The organism is Sphingomonas jatrophae (assembly GCF_900113315.1).
Taxonomy (GTDB): domain Bacteria; phylum Pseudomonadota; class Alphaproteobacteria; order Sphingomonadales; family Sphingomonadaceae; genus Sphingomonas_P; species Sphingomonas_P jatrophae.
In genome coordinates, this window is record NZ_FOZG01000001.1 from 397692 (window position 1) to 417429 (window position 19738).

Genomic DNA, 19738 nt, shown 5'->3' on the forward strand with positions numbered 1-19738 from the left:
TGTGGCTGAAAACACGTGGGAAGCCCGATCGTTTCATGGTTGATGCGAAGTGTTTTCAGCTGCCGAAACGACTCTCCAGTAATGACCATGCCGCCCGCAGGCCGAGTGCCTCGCCGCCTTTGGGCCTGCCCGGCTTGGCCGCGGGACGCCAGGCGAACGTATCGAGATGCGCCCATGGCACGCCGCTCTCGACGAACCGTTCGAGGAACAGCGCTGCCGTCACCGCGCCGGCCTGCCCGCCCTCACCGGCATTGTTCAGGTCAGCAATGCCGGATTTCAGCATGTCGCGATATCCGGACCAGAGCGGCAGCCGCCACAGCGGGTCGCCGGTCCGCGTGCCGGCCGCGAGCAGATCGGCGGCAAGCGCCTCGTCGTTGCAGAACAAGGCCGGCAGATCGGGCCCGAGTGCGACGCGCGCGGCACCGGTCAGGGTGGCGAAGTCGATTATCAGCTCGGGCTTGGCCTCGCACGCGTGGGTCAGCGCGTCGGCGAGGATCAGCCGACCCTCGGCATCGGTGTTGCCAATCTCGACGGTGATGCCCTTGCGGGAGGTGAGGACGTCGCCGGGGCGGAAGGCCTCGGCCGAAATCGCATTTTCGACCGCGGGGATCAGCAGGTGCAGCCGGACCGGCAGCTTCGCCTGCATCACCAGCCGGGCCAGCGCGAGGGCGTGGGCGGCGCCCCCCATGTCCTTTTTCATCAGCAGCATGGAGGCGCCTGGCTTGATGTCGAGCCCGCCCGAATCGAAGCACACGCCCTTGCCGACGATGGCGATCCGGGGATGGGCGGGATCGCCCCACTCAAGCTCGATCAGCCGCGGCGCCCGTCCGCGCGCCGCCGCAAGGCCGACCGCGTGGACCATGGGATAGCCGGTGGCGAGCGCGTCGCCCTGTGTCACGGTGAAGTTGGCGCCGCACTCGTTGGCGATCGCCTCCGCCGCGGTGGCGAGTTCGGCCGGACCCATGTCGGCGGCGGGCGTATCGACCAGGTCGCGCACCAGCGCGACGGCCTGCGCCAGCCGGACCGCCGCATCGATCCGGGCGGGATCGCCGCTCAGCAGCACGCGCTGCGGCTGCGGCTCGGGCTCGGAGCGGTATCGGTCGAAGCGGTGCTGTGCGAGCAGCCAGCCGAGCGCTGCGTAGCCCGGTGTACCCTCGGCCAGCCGATAGGTGCCGGCGGGCAGGCGCTCGGCCGCTGCGGCAATGTCCCACGGTCCCTGCTCTTCCGATAGCGCGATTACTGCGGACCAATCCTCCGGCTTGGCGCCCGGCACCAGCGCGAACTGCCCCGGCTTGGCGGCAAAGCGGGCCGCGGCCAGCGCACTGCGCACCCGCTCTGGCTGGCCCGACCGCCAGACCTCATGGTCGGCGGCGCTGATGCGGTGGAGAAGGTGGGCCGGCTGGCCGCGATCGGGCTGAAGGAGAGCGGAAAAGTCGGTCATGCGGCTCCGGGCGATGAGGGTCCGATACGTCTAACGCCGATGCGGGCCAAACGGGCGCGGGCGCCTTCAGTAGAAGGTCGGCAGATGCCCGAGCTCGTCGAACACGCTGAAGCCGGTGACGCGCTTACACAGCTTGTCCACCAGATACATCGCATAGCCGCCGGGCAGGAAGCAGAGGCAGATCGAGACGACCTGGGCGAAATCATATTCCTTTGCCGGCACGATCGCGGTGATCAGCGGCGAGATCAGGAGGTAGAAGGGCGCGGCCACGGCGATGCCTGCCGCCGTCTCCAGCACGAAGAACAGGATCAGGCCGAGGCAGCCTAGCGGGCCGATGCGCCGCCCGCCGCTCACGGTGCCGGATCTCCTGCGCCGATCACCTGCGCCTCGGCCTCGACGCGTGATCCGTCGGCGAAGCGGAAGGAAAGCGGCATGCGCCCGCCCGGCTGCACCTCCGGCTTGATGCCGAAGATCATGGCGTGATTGCCGCCCGGCCGGAACGGCACCGGCGCACCGGGCGGCACGTTCACCTGTGTGAGAGGCCGCATCCCGGACATGCCTGCCATGCCGCCCGCGCCCATGGATTCGTGCAGCTCGATCCGCGCCGCCGACGTGCTCTCCACCGCGACGAGGCGGGTGGGCGCCTTGCCGCCGGTGAGCGTGAAATAGCCCGCACCCGGCCGCCCCGCGATGGCGGGGAGGCGGACCCAGGCATCCTCTACCGATACCACATCCAAGCCGGAACGCCCGGAGCAGGCGGCGACAAGCAGCAGGGCGAGCGGAACCAGTCGCTTCATCATGCGAAGGCGTAGCTTGGGACGCGCCTTGCAGCAAGCCAGAGCCCCCCTATATCGCCCCCGTAATTGGTTCCGGCAGCCGGTTTGCCTCTCGGGGGAGCAGGCGCCGGGTCCGTCTCATTTCAGGGGCTTCGAGAGGACATATGGCTAAAGTCATCGGTATCGACCTGGGCACCACCAACAGCTGCGTCGCCGTGATGGAAGGCGGCAAGCCGAAGGTAATCGAGAATGCGGAAGGCGCGCGCACCACGCCGTCGATCGTCGCATTCGCGAAGGATGGTGAGCGGCTGATCGGTCAGCCCGCCAAGCGCCAGGCGGTCACCAACCCCAACAACACGATCTTCGCGGTGAAGCGCCTGATCGGCCGCCGCTTCGACGATCCGATCACCAAGAAGGACACCGAGCTGGTGCCTTACGAGATCGCGCGCGGCCCGAATGGCGACGCGTGGGTGAAGGCGGGCGGCAAGGATTATTCGCCCTCGCAGATCTCGGCGTTCACGCTGCAGAAGATGAAGGAAACGGCCGAGGCCTATCTCGGCGAGACGGTGACGCAGGCCGTTATCACCGTGCCCGCTTACTTCAACGACGCGCAGCGCCAGGCAACCAAGGATGCCGGCCAGATCGCCGGCCTCGAAGTGCTGCGCATCATCAACGAGCCGACGGCCGCGGCGCTCGCCTACGGGCTCGACAAGGACAACAACAAGACCATCGCGGTCTATGACCTTGGCGGCGGCACGTTCGACATCTCGATCCTCGAGATCGGCGACGGCGTGTTCGAGGTGAAGGCCACCAACGGCGATACCTTCCTGGGCGGCGAGGATTTCGACAGCAAGATCGTCGAATATCTGGCGCAGAGCTTCCAGAAGGAAGAGGGCATCGACCTCACCAAGGATCGGCTTGCGCTGCAGCGGCTGAAGGAAGCGGCCGAGAAGGCGAAGATCGAGCTGTCGTCGGCGGCGACGACCGAGGTCAACCTGCCCTTCATCACCGCCGACCAGAACGGCCCGAAGCACCTCGTCAAGCCGATCAGCCGCGCCGATCTGGAGCGTCTTGTGGACGACCTGATCAAGCGCTCGATCGAGCCCGTGCGCAAGGCGCTGGCCGACGCCAATCTGAAGGCGGACCAGATCGACGAGGTCGTCCTCGTCGGCGGCATGACGCGCATGCCCAAGGTGCGCGAGGCGGTGAAGGCCTTCTTCGGCAAGGACCCGCACACCGGGGTGAACCCCGACGAGGTGGTCGCCATGGGCGCCGCCATCCAGGCGGGCGTGCTGCAGGGCGACGTCAAGGACGTGCTGCTGCTCGACGTGACGCCGCTGTCGCTGGGCATCGAGACGCTGGGTGGCGTGTTCACCCGCATGATCGATCGCAACACGACGATCCCGACCAAGAAGTCGCAGACCTACTCGACGGCCGATGATAATCAGAATGCCGTGACGATCCGCGTCTTCCAGGGCGAGCGTGAGATGGCGGCCGACAACAAGCTGCTCGGCCAGTTCGACCTCATCGGCATCCCGCCGGCGCCGCGCGGCGTGCCGCAGATCGAGGTGACGTTCGACATCGACGCGAACGGCATCGTCAACGTCCACGCCAAGGACAAGGGCACCGGCAAGGAGCAGCAGATCAAGATCCAGGCCTCGGGCGGCCTCAGCGATGCCGATATCGACAAGATGGTGCGCGACGCCGAGCAGTTCGCCGAGGAGGACAAGAAGCGTCGCGCGGGCGCCGAGGCGAAGAACAACGCCGAGAGCCTGATCCACACCACCGAGCGCCAGCTGTCCGAGCATGGCGACAAGGTGGACGCGAGCCTCAAGTCCGAGATCGAGAGCGCGATTGCGGACGCCAAGTCGGCGGTCGAGGGCGGCGATCCTGACACCATGCAGGAGAAGGCGCAGGCGCTGGCCCAGGTCGCGATGAAGCTCGGCCAGGCGATCTACGAGAAGGAGCAGGCGAACGCCGCCTCTCCGGACGCGGGTGCCGCGCCGAAGAATGACGACGTGGTCGACGCCGAATTCTCGGAAGTCGACGAGACGAAGTAAGGTGAATGGGAGGGGCGGCAAGCGGCTGCCCCTCCCGTCATGCCGGCGAAGGCTGGCAACTCTTGAGGTTGGGCGAGACGTCGAGAGGCCCCAGCCTGCGCTGGGGCGACGGCTCCGGGGAACTTGCGGCATGAGCCATGTTTGACGGCGACTATTACGAGCTGCTCGAGGTGGAGCGCACCGCGGACGACAAGACGATCAAGTCGTCCTACCGCCGCCTCGCCATGCAGTGCCATCCGGATCGCAACCCCGGTTGCAAGGATTCGGAAGCCAAGTTCAAGGCCATTTCCGAGGCCTATGACTGCCTGAAGGACCCGCAGAAGCGCGCCGCTTACGATCGCTACGGCAAGGCTGCCTTCCAGAATGGCGGCCCCGGCGCGGGTGCACAGGGCTTCGAAGGCTTCTCGGACATTTTCGAGAACATCTTCGGCGAGTTCATGGGCGGCGGCGGAGGGCGCGGCGGCGCGCAGCAGAGCCGCCGCGGCGCGGACCTGCGCTACGATATCGAGATCACGCTCGAAGACGCCTTCGCCGGCAAGCAGGAGACGATCCGCATCGACGTCGCCGCGCCGTGCGAGCCCTGTCAGGGCAGCGGCGCGAAGCCGGGCACTGCGGCGCGCACCTGCCCGACCTGTCGCGGCCACGGCAAGGTGCGTGCGCAGCAGGGCTTCTTCGTGGTCGAGCGGACCTGCCCTTCCTGCCACGGCGCCGGCCAGGTCGTCGCGGAGCCCTGCGAGGCGTGCCGTGGCGAGGGCCGGATCGAGAAGGAGAAATCGCTCGACGTCCGGATCCCGCCCGGTGTCGACGAAGGCACGCGCATCCGCCTGACCGGCGAGGGCGAGGCCGGTGCTCGAGGCGCACCTCCGGGCGATCTCTACATCTTCGTGCACATGGCGCGGCATGCCCTGTTCCAGCGCGAGGGTACCACGCTGTTCGCGCGTTGCCCCGTGTCGATCACCACCGCGGCGCTCGGCGGTAGCATCACCGTGCCCGGCCTCGACAAGACGGCGCATGAGATCCGCATTCCCGCGGGCATCCAGAGCGGCAAGCAGCTCCGCCAGCGCGGAGCGGGCATGCCGGTGCTGAACGGCCGCGGCACGGGAGATCTCGTCGTGCAGGTCGAGGTGGAGACGCCGACCAAGCTGACCGCGCGGCAGAAGGAATTGCTGGAGGAGTTTCGCGAGCTGGAAACGGGCGAGCAGAGCCCGGAAACCAGCGGCTTCTTCGCCAAGCTGAAGGGCATGTGGGGCGGGGAGTAAGCCGCCCCCCCCGCCGACAGCTGAACGGCGGCGATTGCATCATCTGAAACTCGGGAGCCCTTCGTTCCGGTCGGCATCGCAGCCGGCCGGAACGTGTCTCGGGCTCAGTAGGTCGTGACGACCAGACCGACGGCGACGACTTGCGCCGCCACGGCAATGAGCATCGAGACGGCGGCTTCGAAGCCCCGCATCTTCATGCTCCTGTGACAACCGGCAAGGCCGGGCAGCGCCATGCTGCGCTGCACAACGGCATGTAAGATTATTTCTCTACCGCGCAACTTACATTAGCGAGGTGAATGATTGCGTCTGACGCAATCGATCTGCTGCCGTCATGTTCGACTTGTTTCTGCATCCACCTATGAGTTGTGCCCGCTGCCTTGTCGGTCAAGTGCAGACGCACCGTGGATGCTGAAACAAGTTCAGCATGACGAAGAAGAACCTAGAGCTCCCCGAAAACCCGTTCGAAGATCGTGTCCACCTGAGCGAAGTGGTAGCCGAGATCGAACTTGTCCTCGAGCTCGGCGTCGCTGAGCGTCACCTCGGGGTCGGCCTTGAGCAGCTCCAGCAGCGACAGCGCGCCGTCGCTCTCCCACACCTTCATCGCGTTGCGCTGCACCAGCCGGTAGGCGTCCTCGCGGCTGACCCCTGCCTGCGTCAATGCCAGCAGCACGCGCTGCGAATGGACGAGCCCGCCCATACGATCGAGATTGCGCTGCATCCGCTCAGGATAGACGACCAGCTTCTCGACGACGCCGGTCAGCCGGCCGAGCGCGAAATCGAGCGTGATCGTCGCATCCGGGCCGATATAGCGCTCCACGGACGAGTGGCTGATGTCGCGCTCATGCCACAGCGCCACATTCTCCAGCGCCGGCGTGACATAGCCGCGGACCATGCGGGCGAGGCCGGTGAGGTTCTCGGTCAGCACCGGATTGCGCTTGTGCGGCATCGCCGACGAGCCCTTCTGACCGGGGGAGAAATATTCCTCCGCCTCCAGCACCTCGGTACGCTGCAGGTGGCGCACCTCGGTCGCCAGCCGCTCGATCGAAGAGGCGATCACCCCGAGCGTCGCGAAGAACATGGCGTGCCGATCCCGCGGGATGACCTGCGTCGAGACCGGCTCCACGCTCAGCCCCAGCTTGGCGGCGACATGCGCCTCCACCCGCGGATCGATGTTGGCGAAGGTGCCGACGGCGCCGCTGATCGCGCAGGTGGCGATGTCCGCCCGCGCGGCGACGAGGCGCGCGCGGCAGCGGTCGAACTCGGCATAAGCCTGCGCCAGCTTGAGGCCAAAGGTGGTCGGCTCGGCATGGATGCCGTGGCTGCGGCCGATCGTCGGCGTGTGGCGATGCTCCATCGCGCGCGTGCGCAGCGCCGCGAGCAGCGCGTCGAGATCGGCCAGCAGCAGATCGGAGGCGCGCGCCAGCTGCACCGCAAGGCAGGTGTCGAGCACGTCGGACGAGGTCATGCCCTGGTGCATGAAGCGCGCCTCGTCGCCGACCTGCTCCGCCACCCAGGTGAGAAAGGCGATCACGTCATGCTTGGTCACCGCTTCGATCGCGTCGATCGCGGCGACGTCGATTGCCGGGTTGGTCGCCCACCATGCCCAGAGCGCGTCTGCCGCGGACTTCGGCACGACGCCCAGCTCCGCCAGCGCCTCGGTAGCATGCGCCTCGATCTCGAACCAGATGCGGAAGCGCGCCTCGGGCTCCCAGATCGCAGTCATGGCAGGGCGGGCGTAGCGGGGGACCATGGCAGGCTCCGGATAGGTGTCTCTGAGTCGGCGCGGCGGATAGCGGCTGCGGGAGAGGGGGGCAAACGCGCGCGCTGCGGCCAAGCGCCTTTGCGAAAGCCATGCGACCGAATCGCCGGTGAAACGTTCACCCCGCCGCAACCCGGCTTATCGACTGCCGGGGCGTGTCCGGTGGGGAGATGCGGATGGCTGAGATTGCGCGACGGCTGACGACCGGCGAGCTTCGCTATGCGGTCGAGATCTTCGGATCGTCGATCGATTATACCAAGGTGCTGGTCCACAACACCGAGGCCTATTTCTTCCAGCCGAGCGACACCGCGATCACGCCCAATGGCGAGATCTATTTCCCGCAGGAAAGCTACAAGCCGGATTTCTCGCTGAAGCTGACCGATGCGGCGTGGCTGATCCATGAGCTGGCGCATGTCTGGCAGCACCAGCGCGGCATGTGGGTGCGCACGCGCGGCATGCTCAACCGGACCTATGATTATGGCGATCTCGCCACCGCGACGCGATCCTTCCTGAGTTATGGCATCGAGCAGCAGGCGTCGATCGTGGGCGATTATTTCCGCCTGCGCCACGGCCTCGGGCCGACGCGGGGGCAGGGGCCCATCTCCGCTTACGAGGCCTTGATCCCGTTCCTGCCGGGGAGGCGCCGGTGAAGAATTTCGCACTCGGCCTCGTCGCCAGCCTGCTGTCGGCCGCTTACTGGTGGATCGTTTTCACCATCGTCTATGCCCACGCGCTGTTCGCGGGCGATCGCAACCCGGCCGCGCCGCCGCCCGCCGATGCGGACGTCATGACGCGCAGCGTGACGACGATCGTGATCGGCGTGCTGCTCTATGCGGTGCTCGCGATGCTCTGGCAGCGCATGACCGTGCGCTGGCGGCGCTGAGCGTCAGATCAGCCCCTGCGCGCGCAGGCTGACATGCCCCTCACCCGCGACGATGACATGATCGTGCACGGCGATGCCGAGCGGCCGACCCGCGTCGATCACGGCGCGGGTCAGCTGGATGTCCTGCTTGGAGGGAGAAGGATCGCCTGACGGGTGGTTGTGGACGAGGATCAGCGCGGCTGAGCCGAGGTCCATTGCGCGACGGATCACCTCGCGGACATAGACCGCTGCCTGGTCGATCGTGCCTTCGTGGACCAGTTCGTCCCGAATCAGCACATTCTTGCTGTTGAGGTGCAGCACGCGCACCCGCTCGACCGAGCGGTGCGCCATGTCGGCCCGCAGATAGTCGATCAGCGCGGTCCAGCTCGCCAGCGCGGGCCGTCCGACGACCCGCGAGGCGAGCAGGCGGAGCGCGGCGGCCTCCGCAATCTTGATCGACGCCGCCGCACCTTCGGACAGGCCACCCTGCCGAACCAGCGCCTCCGGCTCGGCCGAGAGCAAAGCCCCGATCGAGCCGAATTCGCGCAGCAGCGCCTTGGCGAGCGGCTTCGTGTCACGGCGCGGAATGGCGAGCGCGAGGAGATATTCGACCAACTCATGATCGAGCAGCGCGTCGGGTCCGCCCTCGAACAGCCGCGTGCGCAGCCGCGCGCGGTGCCCGGTTCCGTCTTCGCTCGGCTTGTCCCCCATGCACCCACCTGTCTAAGGTCGTGCCAGCGCGGCGGCAATGCCGTGGGACCGATCGTCCCTTCGGGCGTTGCGGTGGGCGCGAGGTGGGTTTGGACGCAGCCGAAACGAACGACATCGAGGTGCGGCGGCACGGTCGCTGGCGGCTGATCGCTGCCGGGCTGTTCGCGCTGCTCGCTCTCGCGCTGGCGGCTTTGTGGTCGCAGCGCAAGCCGATCGCCACCGGCTTCGTCGATCGTGCGCTGCGGGAGCGCGGCGTGCCCGCCCGCTATCGCATTGCCGGGCTGAACGTGCGCGAGCAGCGGCTGGTGGACGTCTCCATCGGCGATCCCGCCCGCCCGGATCTGACCGCCGACGAAGTGATCCTGCGTTTGTCGCTCGGCCTTTCCGGCCCGAAGCTGGAGGCGGTGCAGGCACGCGGGGTGCGGCTGTACGGCAAGGTCGTCGATGGGCGCGTGTCGCTCGGTGCGATCGACCGGCTGCTGCCGGCGTCCGACGGCAGCCCTTTCGTGCTGCCGGAGTTGGACGTGGATCTGCGGGACGCGCGGATGCGGCTGGAGACGCCGGCGGGCCCGCTCGGCCTCGCGCTCGATGGGCGAGGGCGGCTGGACGATGGCTTCCGCGGATCGCTCGCGCTCGTCTCGCGCGACCTGAAGGTGGCCGGTTGCCGCAGCGAGGGCGCGACCGCCTTTCTCAACGTGACGATCAGCGATCGCCAGCCGTCGGTCGATGGGCCCGTTCGTGTGCCGTCGCTCGATTGCGGCGGCACCAGGGTATCGGGTGCGCAGGCGGCGGTGGACCTGCGGCTTTCCCCCGCGCTCGACCGGTGGGACGGCGGCGGCCAGATCGAGCTGGCGCGATTCTCCGGCGCGGGCGTTTCCAGCGAGGTTATCAGCGGCCGCATCGGCGTGTCCGGCGGGGCGCGCGGCACCGAAGGCGAGGTCCAGATCCAGGCGGCGCGAAGCTCGACGCGCGGCATCGGCATGCGCAATGCGGCATTTGCCGGGCGCTACCGCGTGGGCAGCGGGCAGGTGCAGCTGGATGGCCAGGTTTCCACCCTCGACGCCGCACTCGATCCGGCCGCACGGCGGTCGCTGGCCGGATGGGGCGGAGCGGCGGCGGGCAGTCCGGTCGGCCCGCTCGCCCAAGGTCTCGCCGTTGCCGCCGACCGGGCGGCGGCTGAGTTCTCCGCACAGGCGAAGCTGGCGCTGGTCACAGGCGGCGGCCGCGGGCGCATCCTGCTGAGCGATCTCACGCTCGCCGCACGGAGTGGTGCGCGGATTGCGGGCGACGGGCTGCGCGCGGGCGTCGTCTGGCCGGCCGGTGGCTTCCGGATGGACGGCGCGCTTACCTTCGGCGGTGGCGGTCTGCCGGCCGGCCGAGTCGCGCTGCGGCAGGCGCCCGGCGGTGGACCGTTCAGCGGGGAAGCGACGATTGCGCCCTACGCAGCCGGCGATGCCCGCTTGGCGCTCGCGCCCGTCCGCTTCACCCAGGAAGGTGGGGCGACGCGTATCTCGACCGCGATCCGGCTGGACGGTCCGCTTGGCGACGGGCGGGTCGAGGGGCTGACGTTGCCGCTGATCGGGCGACTGGGTGCGCGGGGCGGCTTTACGCTGAACGACGCCTGTGCGCCGCTCGGCTGGTCGCGGTTGCGGATTTCGGGCGCGGTGGCGGGGCCGACGCGGCTGCGGCTTTGCCCTTCCGGACGGGCCCTGCTGTGGCAGGCGCCGCGCGGCGGAGTCCAGGGCGGCGGGGAGATACCCGGCCCGCGGCTGACCGGTACGCTCGGCGGGTCGCCGCTGTCGCTTGCCGCCACGCGCCTGCGCTTCGATGTAGGGCGCCCGGGTTTCACGGCGGACGCATTGGCGGTGCGGCTTGGCGCGCCCGAGCGGCAGAGCAGGCTGGACGTCGCGCAGTTGACGGGCATCGCCGACCGGCGGGGCTTCGCCGGCCGCTTTGCGGGGCTTGGCGGGCAGATCGGCGCGGTGCCGCTGATCCTGTCGGACGGGCAGGGCCCGTGGCGGCTGGCGGGCGGCGTGCTCGATCTCGGCGGCACCCTATCTGTCCGCGACGCAGCAGATCCGGCGCGGTTCGAGCCGCTGGCGGCGGACGGCGTGACGCTGCGGCTGGCGGGCGGACAGATAAAGGCGAACGGCACGTTGCGGGCGCCCGCCGATTCGACCCGCATTGGCGAAGTGACGATCCGCCACGATCTGTCGCGCGGCGCCGGCCATGCCACGCTGGACGTGCCGGGCATCACCTTCACCGAAGCGCTCCAGCCCGAGCGCCTGACCCGGCTGACGCTCGGCGTGATCGCCAACGTCCGCGGCACGCTGGCCGGACGCGGCGAGATCGACTGGACCGCTGATGGCGTCACCTCCACCGGACGCTTCGGCACCGAGGCGATCGATCTCGCTGCTGCCTTCGGGCCGGTGAAGGGACTGAAGGGCGAGATCGTCTTCACCGATCTGCTCGGCCTCGTCTCCGCCCCCGATCAGGTCGCGACGGTGACCGAGATCAATCCCGGCATCGCGGTGCGCGACGGCACGATCCGCTACAGACTGCTGCCTGATCAGCAGGTCGCCATCACCAGCGGGCGCTGGCCGTTCTCGGGTGGCGAATTGCTGCTGGAGCCGACCACGCTCGATTTCGGTCGACCGTCCGTGCGGCGGATGACCTTCCGCGTGGTCGGCATGGATGCGGCCAAGTTCGTCGAGCAATTCGATTTCAAGAACATCGCGGTGACGGGCGTGTTCGATGGCACGCTGCCGATCGCCTTCGGCGCCGATGGCGGGCGAATCGAACGTGGGCGGCTGGCGGTGCGGCAGGGCGGCGGCACGCTCGCTTATGTCGGCGAGATATCGAACGAGGATCTCGGCATGTTCGGCAGCCTCGCCTTCGATGCCCTCAAGCGGATGCGCTACGATCGGCTGGCGATCGAGCTGGACGGATCGCTGGATGGCGAGATCGTCAGCCGGGTGCTGTTCGACGGCACGAACGAGACGCCGAAGGAAGCGGTGCGCAAGAACGGCCTGCTCAGCCAGTTCTCGAACCTGCCGTTCCGCTTCAACATCACCATTAGGGCGCCGTTCCGCGGCCTGCTCAACTCCGCCCGCGCGCTCAACGACCCGCGCGGCCTGATCGAGCAGGCACGCACGCCCGTGACGCCGCTGCCGGGCTCCAGCCCGGCCGCCCCGGTTCAGCCGCGATAAAGCAAGGACATGCGATGAGACGAGCCATGTTGACGACGGGACGTGCCGGTGCGACGCCTGCGGCCATGCGCTTGATCCCCGCGGGCGCGGCCTGCCTGCTGGCGGGCTGCATCTCGGTGAAGGCGCCGGAGAAGCCGATCGAGATCAACCTCAACGTCAACATCCGGCAGGAGGTGGTGGTCAGCCTCCGCCGCGACGTGCAGGATTTGGACAAGCAATTTCCGGGAGTGTTCTGATGACGCGGTTCAGCTTTGGCTTGGCGGTGGCTGCGGTCGCGCTGGCGGCCGGCGCTGCATGGGCGCAGGACGATGGCGCGATCGCCGCGGCGAAGTCCGCCGGCATCGTCGGCGAGCAGGCGGACGGCTATCTCGGCTTCGCCAAGGCCGCGCCCGCCGACGTCAAGGCGGCGGTGGATGCCGTCAACATCAAGCGCCGCCAGATCTATACCGACATTGCCGGGCGGCAGGGCGCGACCGTGCAGGAAGTGGCCGCCGCGCGCGGCTGCGATCAGCTGGCCAAGCGCGTCGCGGCCGGCCAGCCCTACAATGCCGGTGCGGGCTGGCAGGTGAAGGGTGCGGGCCCGATCGCGCTGCCGGCCGTCTGCGGCTGAACCGCCCACGGGCAGACGCCTGTGTGAACCGGGGGTTAGCGCCATCGCTTGACGTGCCCGAAACCCGTTCGTAAGGGGACCGCGCCTTGGCGGGATCGCTCGCCTCCAGCCGCGTACCCGCCCCGATGCCCTCCGCTCAGGAGGGTGAGGCAAGGGGATGCGCGAATGGAGAGTGACGATTCCGGGCAAGTCCCTTCGGCAGCGGATCCCCGCCTCCGGTCGCTTGATGAGCGGCTGAAGGCGGCCGCCGATGCCGAGGCGGTCAGGACCGGACAGGCACGCGTCGACGCCAATCGGGGTTATTCCCAAGGCAATCGCGTGTTGGCGGAATTGATCGCGGGGCTTGGCGGCGGTGCGCTGGTCGGCTGGACGCTCGATCACTTTCTCGGCACCACCCCATGGTTTCTGCTCGCGCTGCTCTTCCTCGGAGTGGCAGCTGCGTTCAGGAGCATCATCAGGATTTCGAACGAGCGTCCGGAGTAGACCCGGGCGCTCGGCGCGCAAATAGGGGCAAGGGACAGCGGTGGCGGAAGGCGGCAAGATCGACCCGATGCACCAGTTCACGGTGGAGCCGCTGTTCGGCACCACCAACTGGAGCCTTGGAGGCTATAACATCGCCTTCACCAACTCCGCTTTGTGGATGGTGCTGGCGCTGCTCGCGCTGTGGGTCTTCATGATCGGCGGCATGCGCAAGCAGCTGGTGCCCGGCCGCTGGCAGGCCGCGGTCGAGGGGCTGACCGGCTTCGTCGACAACATGCTGGCCTCGAACGTGGGCAAGGAAGGCCGGCGCTTCGTGCCGCTCGTCTTCACGCTGTTCAGCTTCATCCTCATGGCCAACCTCCTCGGCCTGCTGCCGATCGGCATCTTCCGGCCGCTGGCGCCCGGCCTCCACCCCTTCGCCTCGACGAGCCACTTCACGCTGACCGGCGTGCTGGCGCTGCTCTCGTTCGGCACGGTGCTGGTGGTCGGCTTCGCCCGTCACGGCTTCCACTTCTTCTCACTGTTCGTGCCGCACGGCACGCCCTGGTGGCTGATGTGGCTGATCCCGCCGGTCGAGTTCTTCTCGTTCATGGTCCGCCCGTTCAGCCTCGCGCTGCGACTGTTCGTGGCGATGACGGCGGGACACATCCTGCTCGAAGTGCTGGCCGGCTTCGTCGTCCAGTCGGGCAGTTCGGGCCTGCTGTGGGGCACGATCGTCGGCCTGCCGACCTTCCTGCTGATGATCGGCATCTCCGCGCTCGAGCTGCTGGTCTGCGTGATCCAGGCCTATGTGTTCGCGCTGCTCACGTCGCTTTACCTGAACGACGCGGTCAATCTTCACTGATTTCAACATACTACGGATAGGGAGTAAGTTTCATGGACGCAGAAGCCGCAAAGCTGCTGGGCGCCGGTTTGGCCGCCATCGGTGCCGGTCTGGCCGCACTCGGCGTGGGCAACGTGTTCGCCAAGTTCCTCGAGGGCGCGCTGCGCAACCCGTCGGCTGCCGACAGCCAGCAGGGCCGCCTGTTCATCGGCTTCGCCGCCGCCGAGCTTCTCGGCCTGCTCTCGTTCGTCATCGCGGTGCTGCTGATCTTCGTCGCCTGATGTCTGCCGGCGGGCTTTCGGGCCCGCCGCGGTTTCGAGTGACGAGGACAAGAGGAACGCCATGCCCCAGATCGCGCAGCTAGCGGCGACCTATTCGTCCCAGATCTTCTGGATGGCGGTGGTCTTCGGGCTGATCTACTTCGGGATCGGCAAGGCGATGCTGCCTGGCATCGCCGCGACGGTCGATCAGCGCGACCAGCGCATTGCCGGCGATCTCGCCGCGGCGGCAGCGGCCCGCTCCGCTGCGGACACGACCGAGGCGGATTATCGCGCCCGCATGGATGCGGCGCGGGCGCAGGCGGTGCAGGCAACGGGCGAGGCCAAGGCTGCGGCGGCGCGTGCCAGTGAGGCGCGGGTCAAGGCGGCGGATGCCGAGCTGGACGCCAAGGCGGAAGCGGCATCGGCGCGGTTGCGCGAGCAGCAGGCGGCAGCGGTCGCCGGGATCGAGGAAGTCGCGGCGGAGGCGGCGCAGGCGATCGTCGCCCGCGTCTCCGGCATCGAGGTCGATCGCGTGCAGGCGCAGGGTGCGGTGCGGACCGCACTGGCGCAGGGCTGAGCTTCATGGCTGAGAACGGATCGGCGATCGTGGCGCACAATCTCGAAAATGCGGACAAGGCGCAGGGCCTCCAGCCCAACGCCCATGTCGGCGCGGCGACGACCGCGGGTGAGCACAACATCCATGCCGAGCCAACGGTGCTCGGCTGGGATGCGACCGGTTGGGTCGCGGTCGCCATGACCGTCCTGATCCTCATCCTGATCGTCAAGCGCGTACCGGCAGTGATCGGTGCTGCGCTCGACAAGCAGATTGCGGGCATCCGCGCCAGCCTCGACGATGCGGCGCGCCTGCGTGCCGATGCCGAGGCGCTGAAGGCGGAATATGCCAAGAAGGCGGCGGATGCCGCACGGGAGGCGGACGAGATCGTCGCCCACGCACGTGAGGAAGCGGCCGGGATCGTCGCGCAGGCGGAAGCAGATGCCGCCGACCTGATCGCCCGCCGCGGCCGCATGGCCGAGGACAAGATCGCGGCGGCCGAGCGTGCGGCAGTTGCCGAGGTTCGCGCCAAGGCGGCGGATGCGGCCGGCAAGGCGGCGGCTCTGCTGATTGCCGAGCGGCATGGCGCAGACGCGGACCGTGCGCTGATCGACCGCACCATCTCCGGTATCGGCCCGCGCCTGAACTGATCTGCGCTGGCCGGCACAACGGTTGAAATGAAGAGGCGCAGGGAAGGTTAGGCCTTCTCTGCGCCTCTTCGTATCTGGCGCCCGATCCTCAACGCCAGCCGCACAGCTGCGCGACTATGGCTTGGCTGGTGGCACCCCGCCGATGCAGACTGCGCGCTAGACATGCGCATTTCTGAGTGATCGATGCGTCGCGCCCCGGGTTGGCGCCTGGGTCGGCAGGTCGGCGCGGTGCTGACGAGCTGGCGCCTTCGCGGGCAGCCCCCTCCATGGTGCTGCCTTGCGCGATGGTGCCAATGATGCCGCCCCAGTCCAAGCCTTCCCGCGGCGGCTGGCAGCAGCAGCGTGAGCAGGACGCGGGTGATGTCTGGATCGGCATGGCGCATCTCCCTTGCGGTGAGATGCATCTGGGTCGCGCGCGCTCCGCCCTAGCGCACGGACTCCCGGACTCCTAAATCGCTCTTGTGACACCGCCCGACCGCTTCAACGAAGAACAAGCCACCTTTGCCGTTCGCGGCAGCGACGCGCCCGATCTCGAGGCGGGCGTCGCCGCGATCCGCAACGTGCTGAAGACCTTGCCGGTGCGGCCGGGCGTCTATCGGATGCAGGATGCGCGCGGCGAGGTGCTCTATGTGGGCAAGGCGCGCGCGCTTAAGAACCGTGTCGCCAACTATACTCAGGTCGCCCGCCTGCCGCGCCGCATCAGCCGCATGGTCGCGCAGACGCGCTCCATGACGATCGTCACGACCAATACCGAGGCCGAGGCGCTGCTGCTGGAGGCGCAGCTGATCAAGCGCTTCCGCCCGCCCTACAACGTGCTGCTGCGCGACGACAAAAGCTTCCCCTTCATCCTCCTCCGCGCCGATCACGCCTTTCCCCGTGTCCAGCTGCATCGCGGCGCGCGACGCGCCAAGGGGGAGTATTACGGCCCGTTCGCCGGCGCCGGGCAGGTACGGCTGACGCTGAACGCCTTGCAGAAGCTGTTCCTGCTCCGCTCCTGCACCGACGGCTTCTTCAACAATCGCGCGCGGCCGTGCCTGCTGCACCAGATCAAGCGCTGCTCCGCACCTTGCGTCGGGCGTATCTCCGAACCCGATTATGCTGAGCTGCTCGACGACGCCAAGGCGTTCCTCGGCGGCAAGTCGACGCAGGTGCAGAAGAAGCTCGGCGCGGCGATGGCGGAGGCGGCGGAGAAGCAGGATTATGAGCTGGCCGCCGTCTATCGCGATCGGCTGAAGGCGCTCACCTTCATCCAGGGCACGCAGGCGATCAACGCTGAGGGCGTCGGCGATGCGGACATCTTCGCCTTTGCGGAGAAGGAGGGGCATGTCGGCATCCAGGCCTTCTTCATCCGCGGCGGGCAGAATTGGGGGCACCGCGCCTTCTTCCCCGCCCACGTCTCCGACGTGCCCGCGGACGAGGTGCTGACCGGCTTCCTGATGCAATTCTACGAGGATGTGCCGCCCAGCCGGCTTATCCTGCTCGACCGCGATCTGGCCGAGCGTGAACTTGTCGAGGCGGCCTTGTCCGAGCGGGCGGGGCGCAAGGTGTCGATCGAGCGGCCGCAGCGGGGCGACCGTCGCCGCCTGATGGAGCAGGCCTGCCGCAATGCGGTCGAGGCGCTCGACCGGCGGCTGGCTGAATCGACGACGCAGAACCGCACGCTTCAGCAGGTGGCCGATCTGTTCGAGCTGCCCGGCCCGCCGAACCGCATCGAGGTGTATGACAACAGCCACATCATGGGCACCAACATGGTCGGCGCGATGATCGTCGCGGGGCCGGAGGGGTTCCGCAAGGGCCAGTATCGCAAGTTCAACATCAAGCGCCCGGAGACCGCGCCGGGGGACGACTTCGCCATGATGCGCGAGGTGCTGGAGCGCCGCTTCCACCGGCTGGAGACGGAGGATCCGGATCGCACCTCGGGCGAATGGCCCGATCTGCTGCTGATCGACGGCGGCAAGGGGCAGGTCTCCGCCGTCTATAAGGTGATGGAGGAGATGGGCGTGCACGACATTCCCGTCGTCGGCATCTCCAAGGGTCCTGATCGCAATGCCGGGCGCGAGCATTTCCACATGCCCGACGGCCGCGAATCGATGCTGCCGATGAACTCGCCGGTGCTGTTCTATCTCCAGCGGCTCCGTGACGAGGCGCATCGCTTTGCCATCGGCACGCACCGGGCCAAGCGGGCCAAGGCGCTGGTGACGAGTCCGCTCGACGAGGTGCCGGGCATCGGCCCGGCGCGAAAGAAAGCGCTGCTGATGCATTTCGGCACGGCGAAGGCGGTGAAGGGCGCGGCGCTGGAGGACCTGCAAAAGGCGCCCGGCGTGTCGGCCGCGACCGCCCGTGCCGTCTACGATCATTTCCATCCGGGCGCGCGCTGACCGCATCTCTGCTTGAGTGGGTCGTCCGGCGCCCCGCTCTTTACCTTTGCTTCGTCTCCGCGGAGTAAGGCGCGGCCATGCCGACGCGCGTGCTCCTCACCGTCGATACCGAGCTGCGCTGGCAGCCGGACCCGCGGCGCGGGTGGGAGGAGTCGTTCGCCCGTTCCTACGATCCGGCGGGTGTCGGCGTGCCGTGGCAGCTTGGGCGGCTGGCGGCGCATGGCCTGTCTGCCTGCTTCTTCGTCGATCCGATGCCCGCCGCGCGCTGGGGCGCCGAGCCGATCCGGCGGATGATCGCGCCGATCCTCGAGGCGGGGCAGGAGGTGCAACTCCACCTCCACCCGCAATGGGAGGAGGGGGCCCCCGCCTTCGAGCTGACCGATCTGCCGGAGGACGATCAGCGCCGCCTTATCGCCACCGCGCGCGATCACCTGATCGCCGCCGGAGCGCCTGCACCGATCGCCTTCCGCGCGGGCAGCTATGCCGCCGACGATGCGACGCTGCGCGCGCTGGCCAGTCTCGGCTTCCGCTACGACAGCAGCCACAATGGCAGTCACCAGCCCTGGCCGAGCGCGGTGGCGCTTCCCAATTGGCTGGCTACGCCGACGCGGCACGAGGGCATTATCGAGGTGCCGGTGAGCCTGATCGAGGAGGGCTCGAAGCTGCGCCACCTTCAGCTCTGCGCCGTCTCCGCCGACGAGATGCGTGCCGCCATTCTCCATGCGGCGGAGGCGGATCACCCGCTCGTCACCATCGTCAGCCATTCGTTCGAGCTGGCCGGGCGAAGCGGCGTACGGCCGAACACCACCCATGTCCGCCGGTTCGAGGCGCTGTGCAGCACGCTCGCCGATCTCGCGGCGGTCGCGCCGACGACGCGGTTCGATGCGCTGGGCGATCTGCCGCTCGACGTGCCGGCGCGCGCCTTCTCGCCCGGCTCGAAGCGTCGCTTCCGGCGGGTGGCGGAGCAGGTCTGGTCCAATCTGGTCGACGAGCGGCGGCGGTGAGCGCCGTGGCGCGGGTGCCGCTGCGCTTCCAGGTGGGCGCGCGCACCCTCTTCTCCATTCCGCGCCGGCTGGTGCGCGTCAGTCTCGATCTGGCGCAGGCGGAGGCTGGCCATGTGCCCGCACTCCCGCCGCTCGCCCTGGGGCAGGACGGCTATCTCGTCACCTCCCTGGCCGAGGATGCGCTGGAGCGGCTGCCCGCGGGCAATCTCGCCCGGATCGTCCGGCAGCGTTACGTTCGCCGCTATGCCGCGCTGGATCGCGGCTTCGATGCCTGGGCGGCGCAGCTGTCGGGCAAGAGCCGCTCCACGCTGCTACGCAAGGAACGCAAGCTGGCGGGCCATGAGGGCGGGACGGTGGACCTGCGCGCCTTCGCCAGCCCCGACGAAATCGCCGCCTTCTTCCCCATCGCGCGGGCCGTTTCTGCCGCCAGCTATCAGGAAAAGCTGCTCGACGCGGGCCTGCCCGACGATCTGCCCGCCATGCTGCGGCTCGCCGCGGCGGATCAGGTGCGCGCCTTCCTGCTGTTCGTGCGCGGCGAGCCGGCCGCCTATCTGTATCTGCCAGCGGACGGGCGCACCCTGATCTACGCCTATCTCGGCTTCGATCCGCGCTTCGCCGATTGGTCGGTCGGCAGCGTGCTCCAGCTCGGCGCGATGCGGCTGCTGGCGGCGGAGGGGCGGTTCGATCGGCTCGACTTCACCGAGGGCGAGGGGCAGCACAAGCGGCTGTTCGCCACCGACGGCGTCGCCTGCTGCGATCTGCTGCTGCTGCGCCGCACGCCGGCGAACCTTGCCGCGGCCGGCGCGCTCCAGGGCTTCGATCGCGGGGTCGCCTGGGTTAAGCAGGCGGCGACGCACCCCCGCGTCGCCGCGCTCGCCAAGCGGGTGCGGCGCTAGCCTCCGC

General features: G+C 68.5%; 21 protein-coding genes. 15 read left to right on the forward strand and 6 right to left on the reverse strand.

Annotated elements, in window-relative coordinates; all coding sequences use genetic code 11:
• Positions 1-55 precede the first annotated feature (55 nt).
• The 3 genes from BM360_RS01785 to BM360_RS01795 all read right to left on the reverse strand — a co-directional run bounded on the left by BM360_RS01785 (position 56) and on the right by BM360_RS01795 (position 2238).
• A complete protein-coding gene (locus BM360_RS01785; protein ID WP_093309822.1) occupies positions 56-1441 on the reverse strand; it encodes a leucyl aminopeptidase family protein in 1386 nt (461 codons plus the stop codon).
• Between the two features lie 66 nt (positions 1442-1507).
• The gene (locus BM360_RS01790; RefSeq protein ID WP_093309825.1) at positions 1508-1795 is read right to left on the reverse strand and encodes a hypothetical protein; all 288 of its coding nucleotides are present in this window, start codon (positions 1793-1795) and stop codon (positions 1508-1510) included.
• A complete protein-coding gene (locus BM360_RS01795) occupies positions 1792-2238 on the reverse strand; it encodes a copper chaperone PCu(A)C (protein WP_242653264.1) in 447 nt (148 codons plus the stop codon). The genes BM360_RS01790 and BM360_RS01795 overlap by 4 nt, the downstream gene beginning before the upstream one ends.
• A 143-nt stretch (positions 2239-2381) precedes the next feature.
• Between BM360_RS01795 and dnaK the strand changes: the two genes are divergently transcribed.
• Both dnaK and dnaJ read left to right on the forward strand, forming a co-directional pair.
• Positions 2382-4277 carry a molecular chaperone DnaK gene (gene dnaK / locus BM360_RS01800; RefSeq protein WP_093309829.1) on the forward strand — a complete coding sequence of 632 codons (1896 nt, stop codon included), beginning with the start codon at positions 2382-2384 and terminating at the stop codon, positions 4275-4277.
• Between the two features lie 137 nt (positions 4278-4414).
• Entirely contained in the window at positions 4415-5536 is a 1122-nt protein-coding gene (gene dnaJ, locus BM360_RS01805; protein WP_093309832.1) for a molecular chaperone DnaJ, read from the forward strand.
• A gap of 104 nt (positions 5537-5640) precedes the next feature.
• On the opposite strand, the gene BM360_RS19990 is transcribed toward dnaJ, so the two are convergent.
• The gene (locus BM360_RS19990) at positions 5641-5769 is read right to left on the reverse strand and encodes a hypothetical protein (protein WP_278247383.1); all 129 of its coding nucleotides are present in this window, start codon (positions 5767-5769) and stop codon (positions 5641-5643) included.
• 206 nt (positions 5770-5975) lie between these two features.
• Positions 5976-7286, reverse strand: a complete 1311-nt coding sequence (gene purB, locus BM360_RS01810; protein ID WP_093309837.1) for an adenylosuccinate lyase — start codon at positions 7284-7286, stop codon at positions 5976-5978.
• A 185-nt stretch (positions 7287-7471) separates the two neighbouring features.
• On the opposite strand from purB, the gene BM360_RS01815 reads away from it, so the two are divergent.
• Positions 7472-7945 carry a hypothetical protein gene (locus BM360_RS01815; protein ID WP_093309838.1) on the forward strand — a complete coding sequence of 158 codons (474 nt, stop codon included), beginning with the start codon at positions 7472-7474 and terminating at the stop codon, positions 7943-7945.
• The gene (locus tag BM360_RS01820; RefSeq protein ID WP_093309842.1) at positions 7942-8178 is read left to right on the forward strand and encodes a hypothetical protein; all 237 of its coding nucleotides are present in this window, start codon (positions 7942-7944) and stop codon (positions 8176-8178) included. Before BM360_RS01815 ends, BM360_RS01820 begins: the two co-directional genes overlap by 4 nt.
• A gap of 3 nt (positions 8179-8181) precedes the next feature.
• On the opposite strand, the gene radC is transcribed toward BM360_RS01820, so the two are convergent.
• Positions 8182-8868 carry a RadC family protein gene (gene radC / locus BM360_RS01825; protein WP_093309848.1) on the reverse strand — a complete coding sequence of 229 codons (687 nt, stop codon included), beginning with the start codon at positions 8866-8868 and terminating at the stop codon, positions 8182-8184.
• Between the two features lie 89 nt (positions 8869-8957).
• Here radC and BM360_RS01830 point away from each other — a divergent pair, with 89 nt between their 5' ends.
• From BM360_RS01830 to BM360_RS19265, 11 genes are all read left to right on the forward strand, one after another.
• Positions 8958-12077, forward strand: a complete 3120-nt coding sequence (locus BM360_RS01830; RefSeq protein WP_093309853.1) for an intermembrane phospholipid transport YdbH family protein — start codon at positions 8958-8960, stop codon at positions 12075-12077.
• A gap of 26 nt (positions 12078-12103) precedes the next feature.
• The gene (locus BM360_RS01835) at positions 12104-12313 is read left to right on the forward strand and encodes a YnbE family lipoprotein (RefSeq protein ID WP_423228877.1); all 210 of its coding nucleotides are present in this window, start codon (positions 12104-12106) and stop codon (positions 12311-12313) included.
• Positions 12313-12687, forward strand: a complete 375-nt coding sequence (locus tag BM360_RS01840) for a YdbL family probable chaperone protein (RefSeq protein WP_093309854.1) — start codon at positions 12313-12315, stop codon at positions 12685-12687. Before BM360_RS01835 ends, BM360_RS01840 begins: the two co-directional genes overlap by 1 nt.
• A gap of 165 nt (positions 12688-12852) precedes the next feature.
• Positions 12853-13170: an AtpZ/AtpI family protein gene (locus BM360_RS01845; RefSeq protein ID WP_093309858.1), complete on the forward strand. Its 318-nt coding sequence runs from the start codon at positions 12853-12855 to the stop codon at positions 13168-13170.
• A gap of 67 nt (positions 13171-13237) precedes the next feature.
• A complete protein-coding gene (locus BM360_RS01850) occupies positions 13238-14011 on the forward strand; it encodes a F0F1 ATP synthase subunit A (RefSeq protein WP_093313590.1) in 774 nt (257 codons plus the stop codon).
• A gap of 32 nt (positions 14012-14043) precedes the next feature.
• Positions 14044-14271 (forward strand): F0F1 ATP synthase subunit C, encoded by a 228-nt coding sequence (locus BM360_RS01855; protein WP_093309866.1) that lies wholly within the window; start codon positions 14044-14046, stop codon positions 14269-14271.
• A gap of 61 nt (positions 14272-14332) precedes the next feature.
• Positions 14333-14827: a F0F1 ATP synthase subunit B family protein gene (locus BM360_RS01860; protein WP_093309873.1), complete on the forward strand. Its 495-nt coding sequence runs from the start codon at positions 14333-14335 to the stop codon at positions 14825-14827.
• Between the two features lie 5 nt (positions 14828-14832).
• The gene (locus BM360_RS01865) at positions 14833-15453 is read left to right on the forward strand and encodes a F0F1 ATP synthase subunit B family protein (protein WP_093309880.1); all 621 of its coding nucleotides are present in this window, start codon (positions 14833-14835) and stop codon (positions 15451-15453) included.
• Between the two features lie 461 nt (positions 15454-15914).
• Entirely contained in the window at positions 15915-17831 is a 1917-nt protein-coding gene (gene uvrC / locus BM360_RS01870; protein WP_093309883.1) for an excinuclease ABC subunit UvrC, read from the forward strand.
• Positions 17832-17908: 77 nt separating this feature from the next.
• On the forward strand, positions 17909-18835 hold the full coding sequence (locus tag BM360_RS19260) for a polysaccharide deacetylase family protein (protein ID WP_131819153.1): 927 nt from the start codon (positions 17909-17911) through the stop codon (positions 18833-18835).
• The gene (locus BM360_RS19265) at positions 18832-19731 is read left to right on the forward strand and encodes a GNAT family N-acetyltransferase (RefSeq protein WP_131819154.1); all 900 of its coding nucleotides are present in this window, start codon (positions 18832-18834) and stop codon (positions 19729-19731) included. Before BM360_RS19260 ends, BM360_RS19265 begins: the two co-directional genes overlap by 4 nt.
• The last annotated feature ends 7 nt before the right edge of the window (positions 19732-19738 follow it).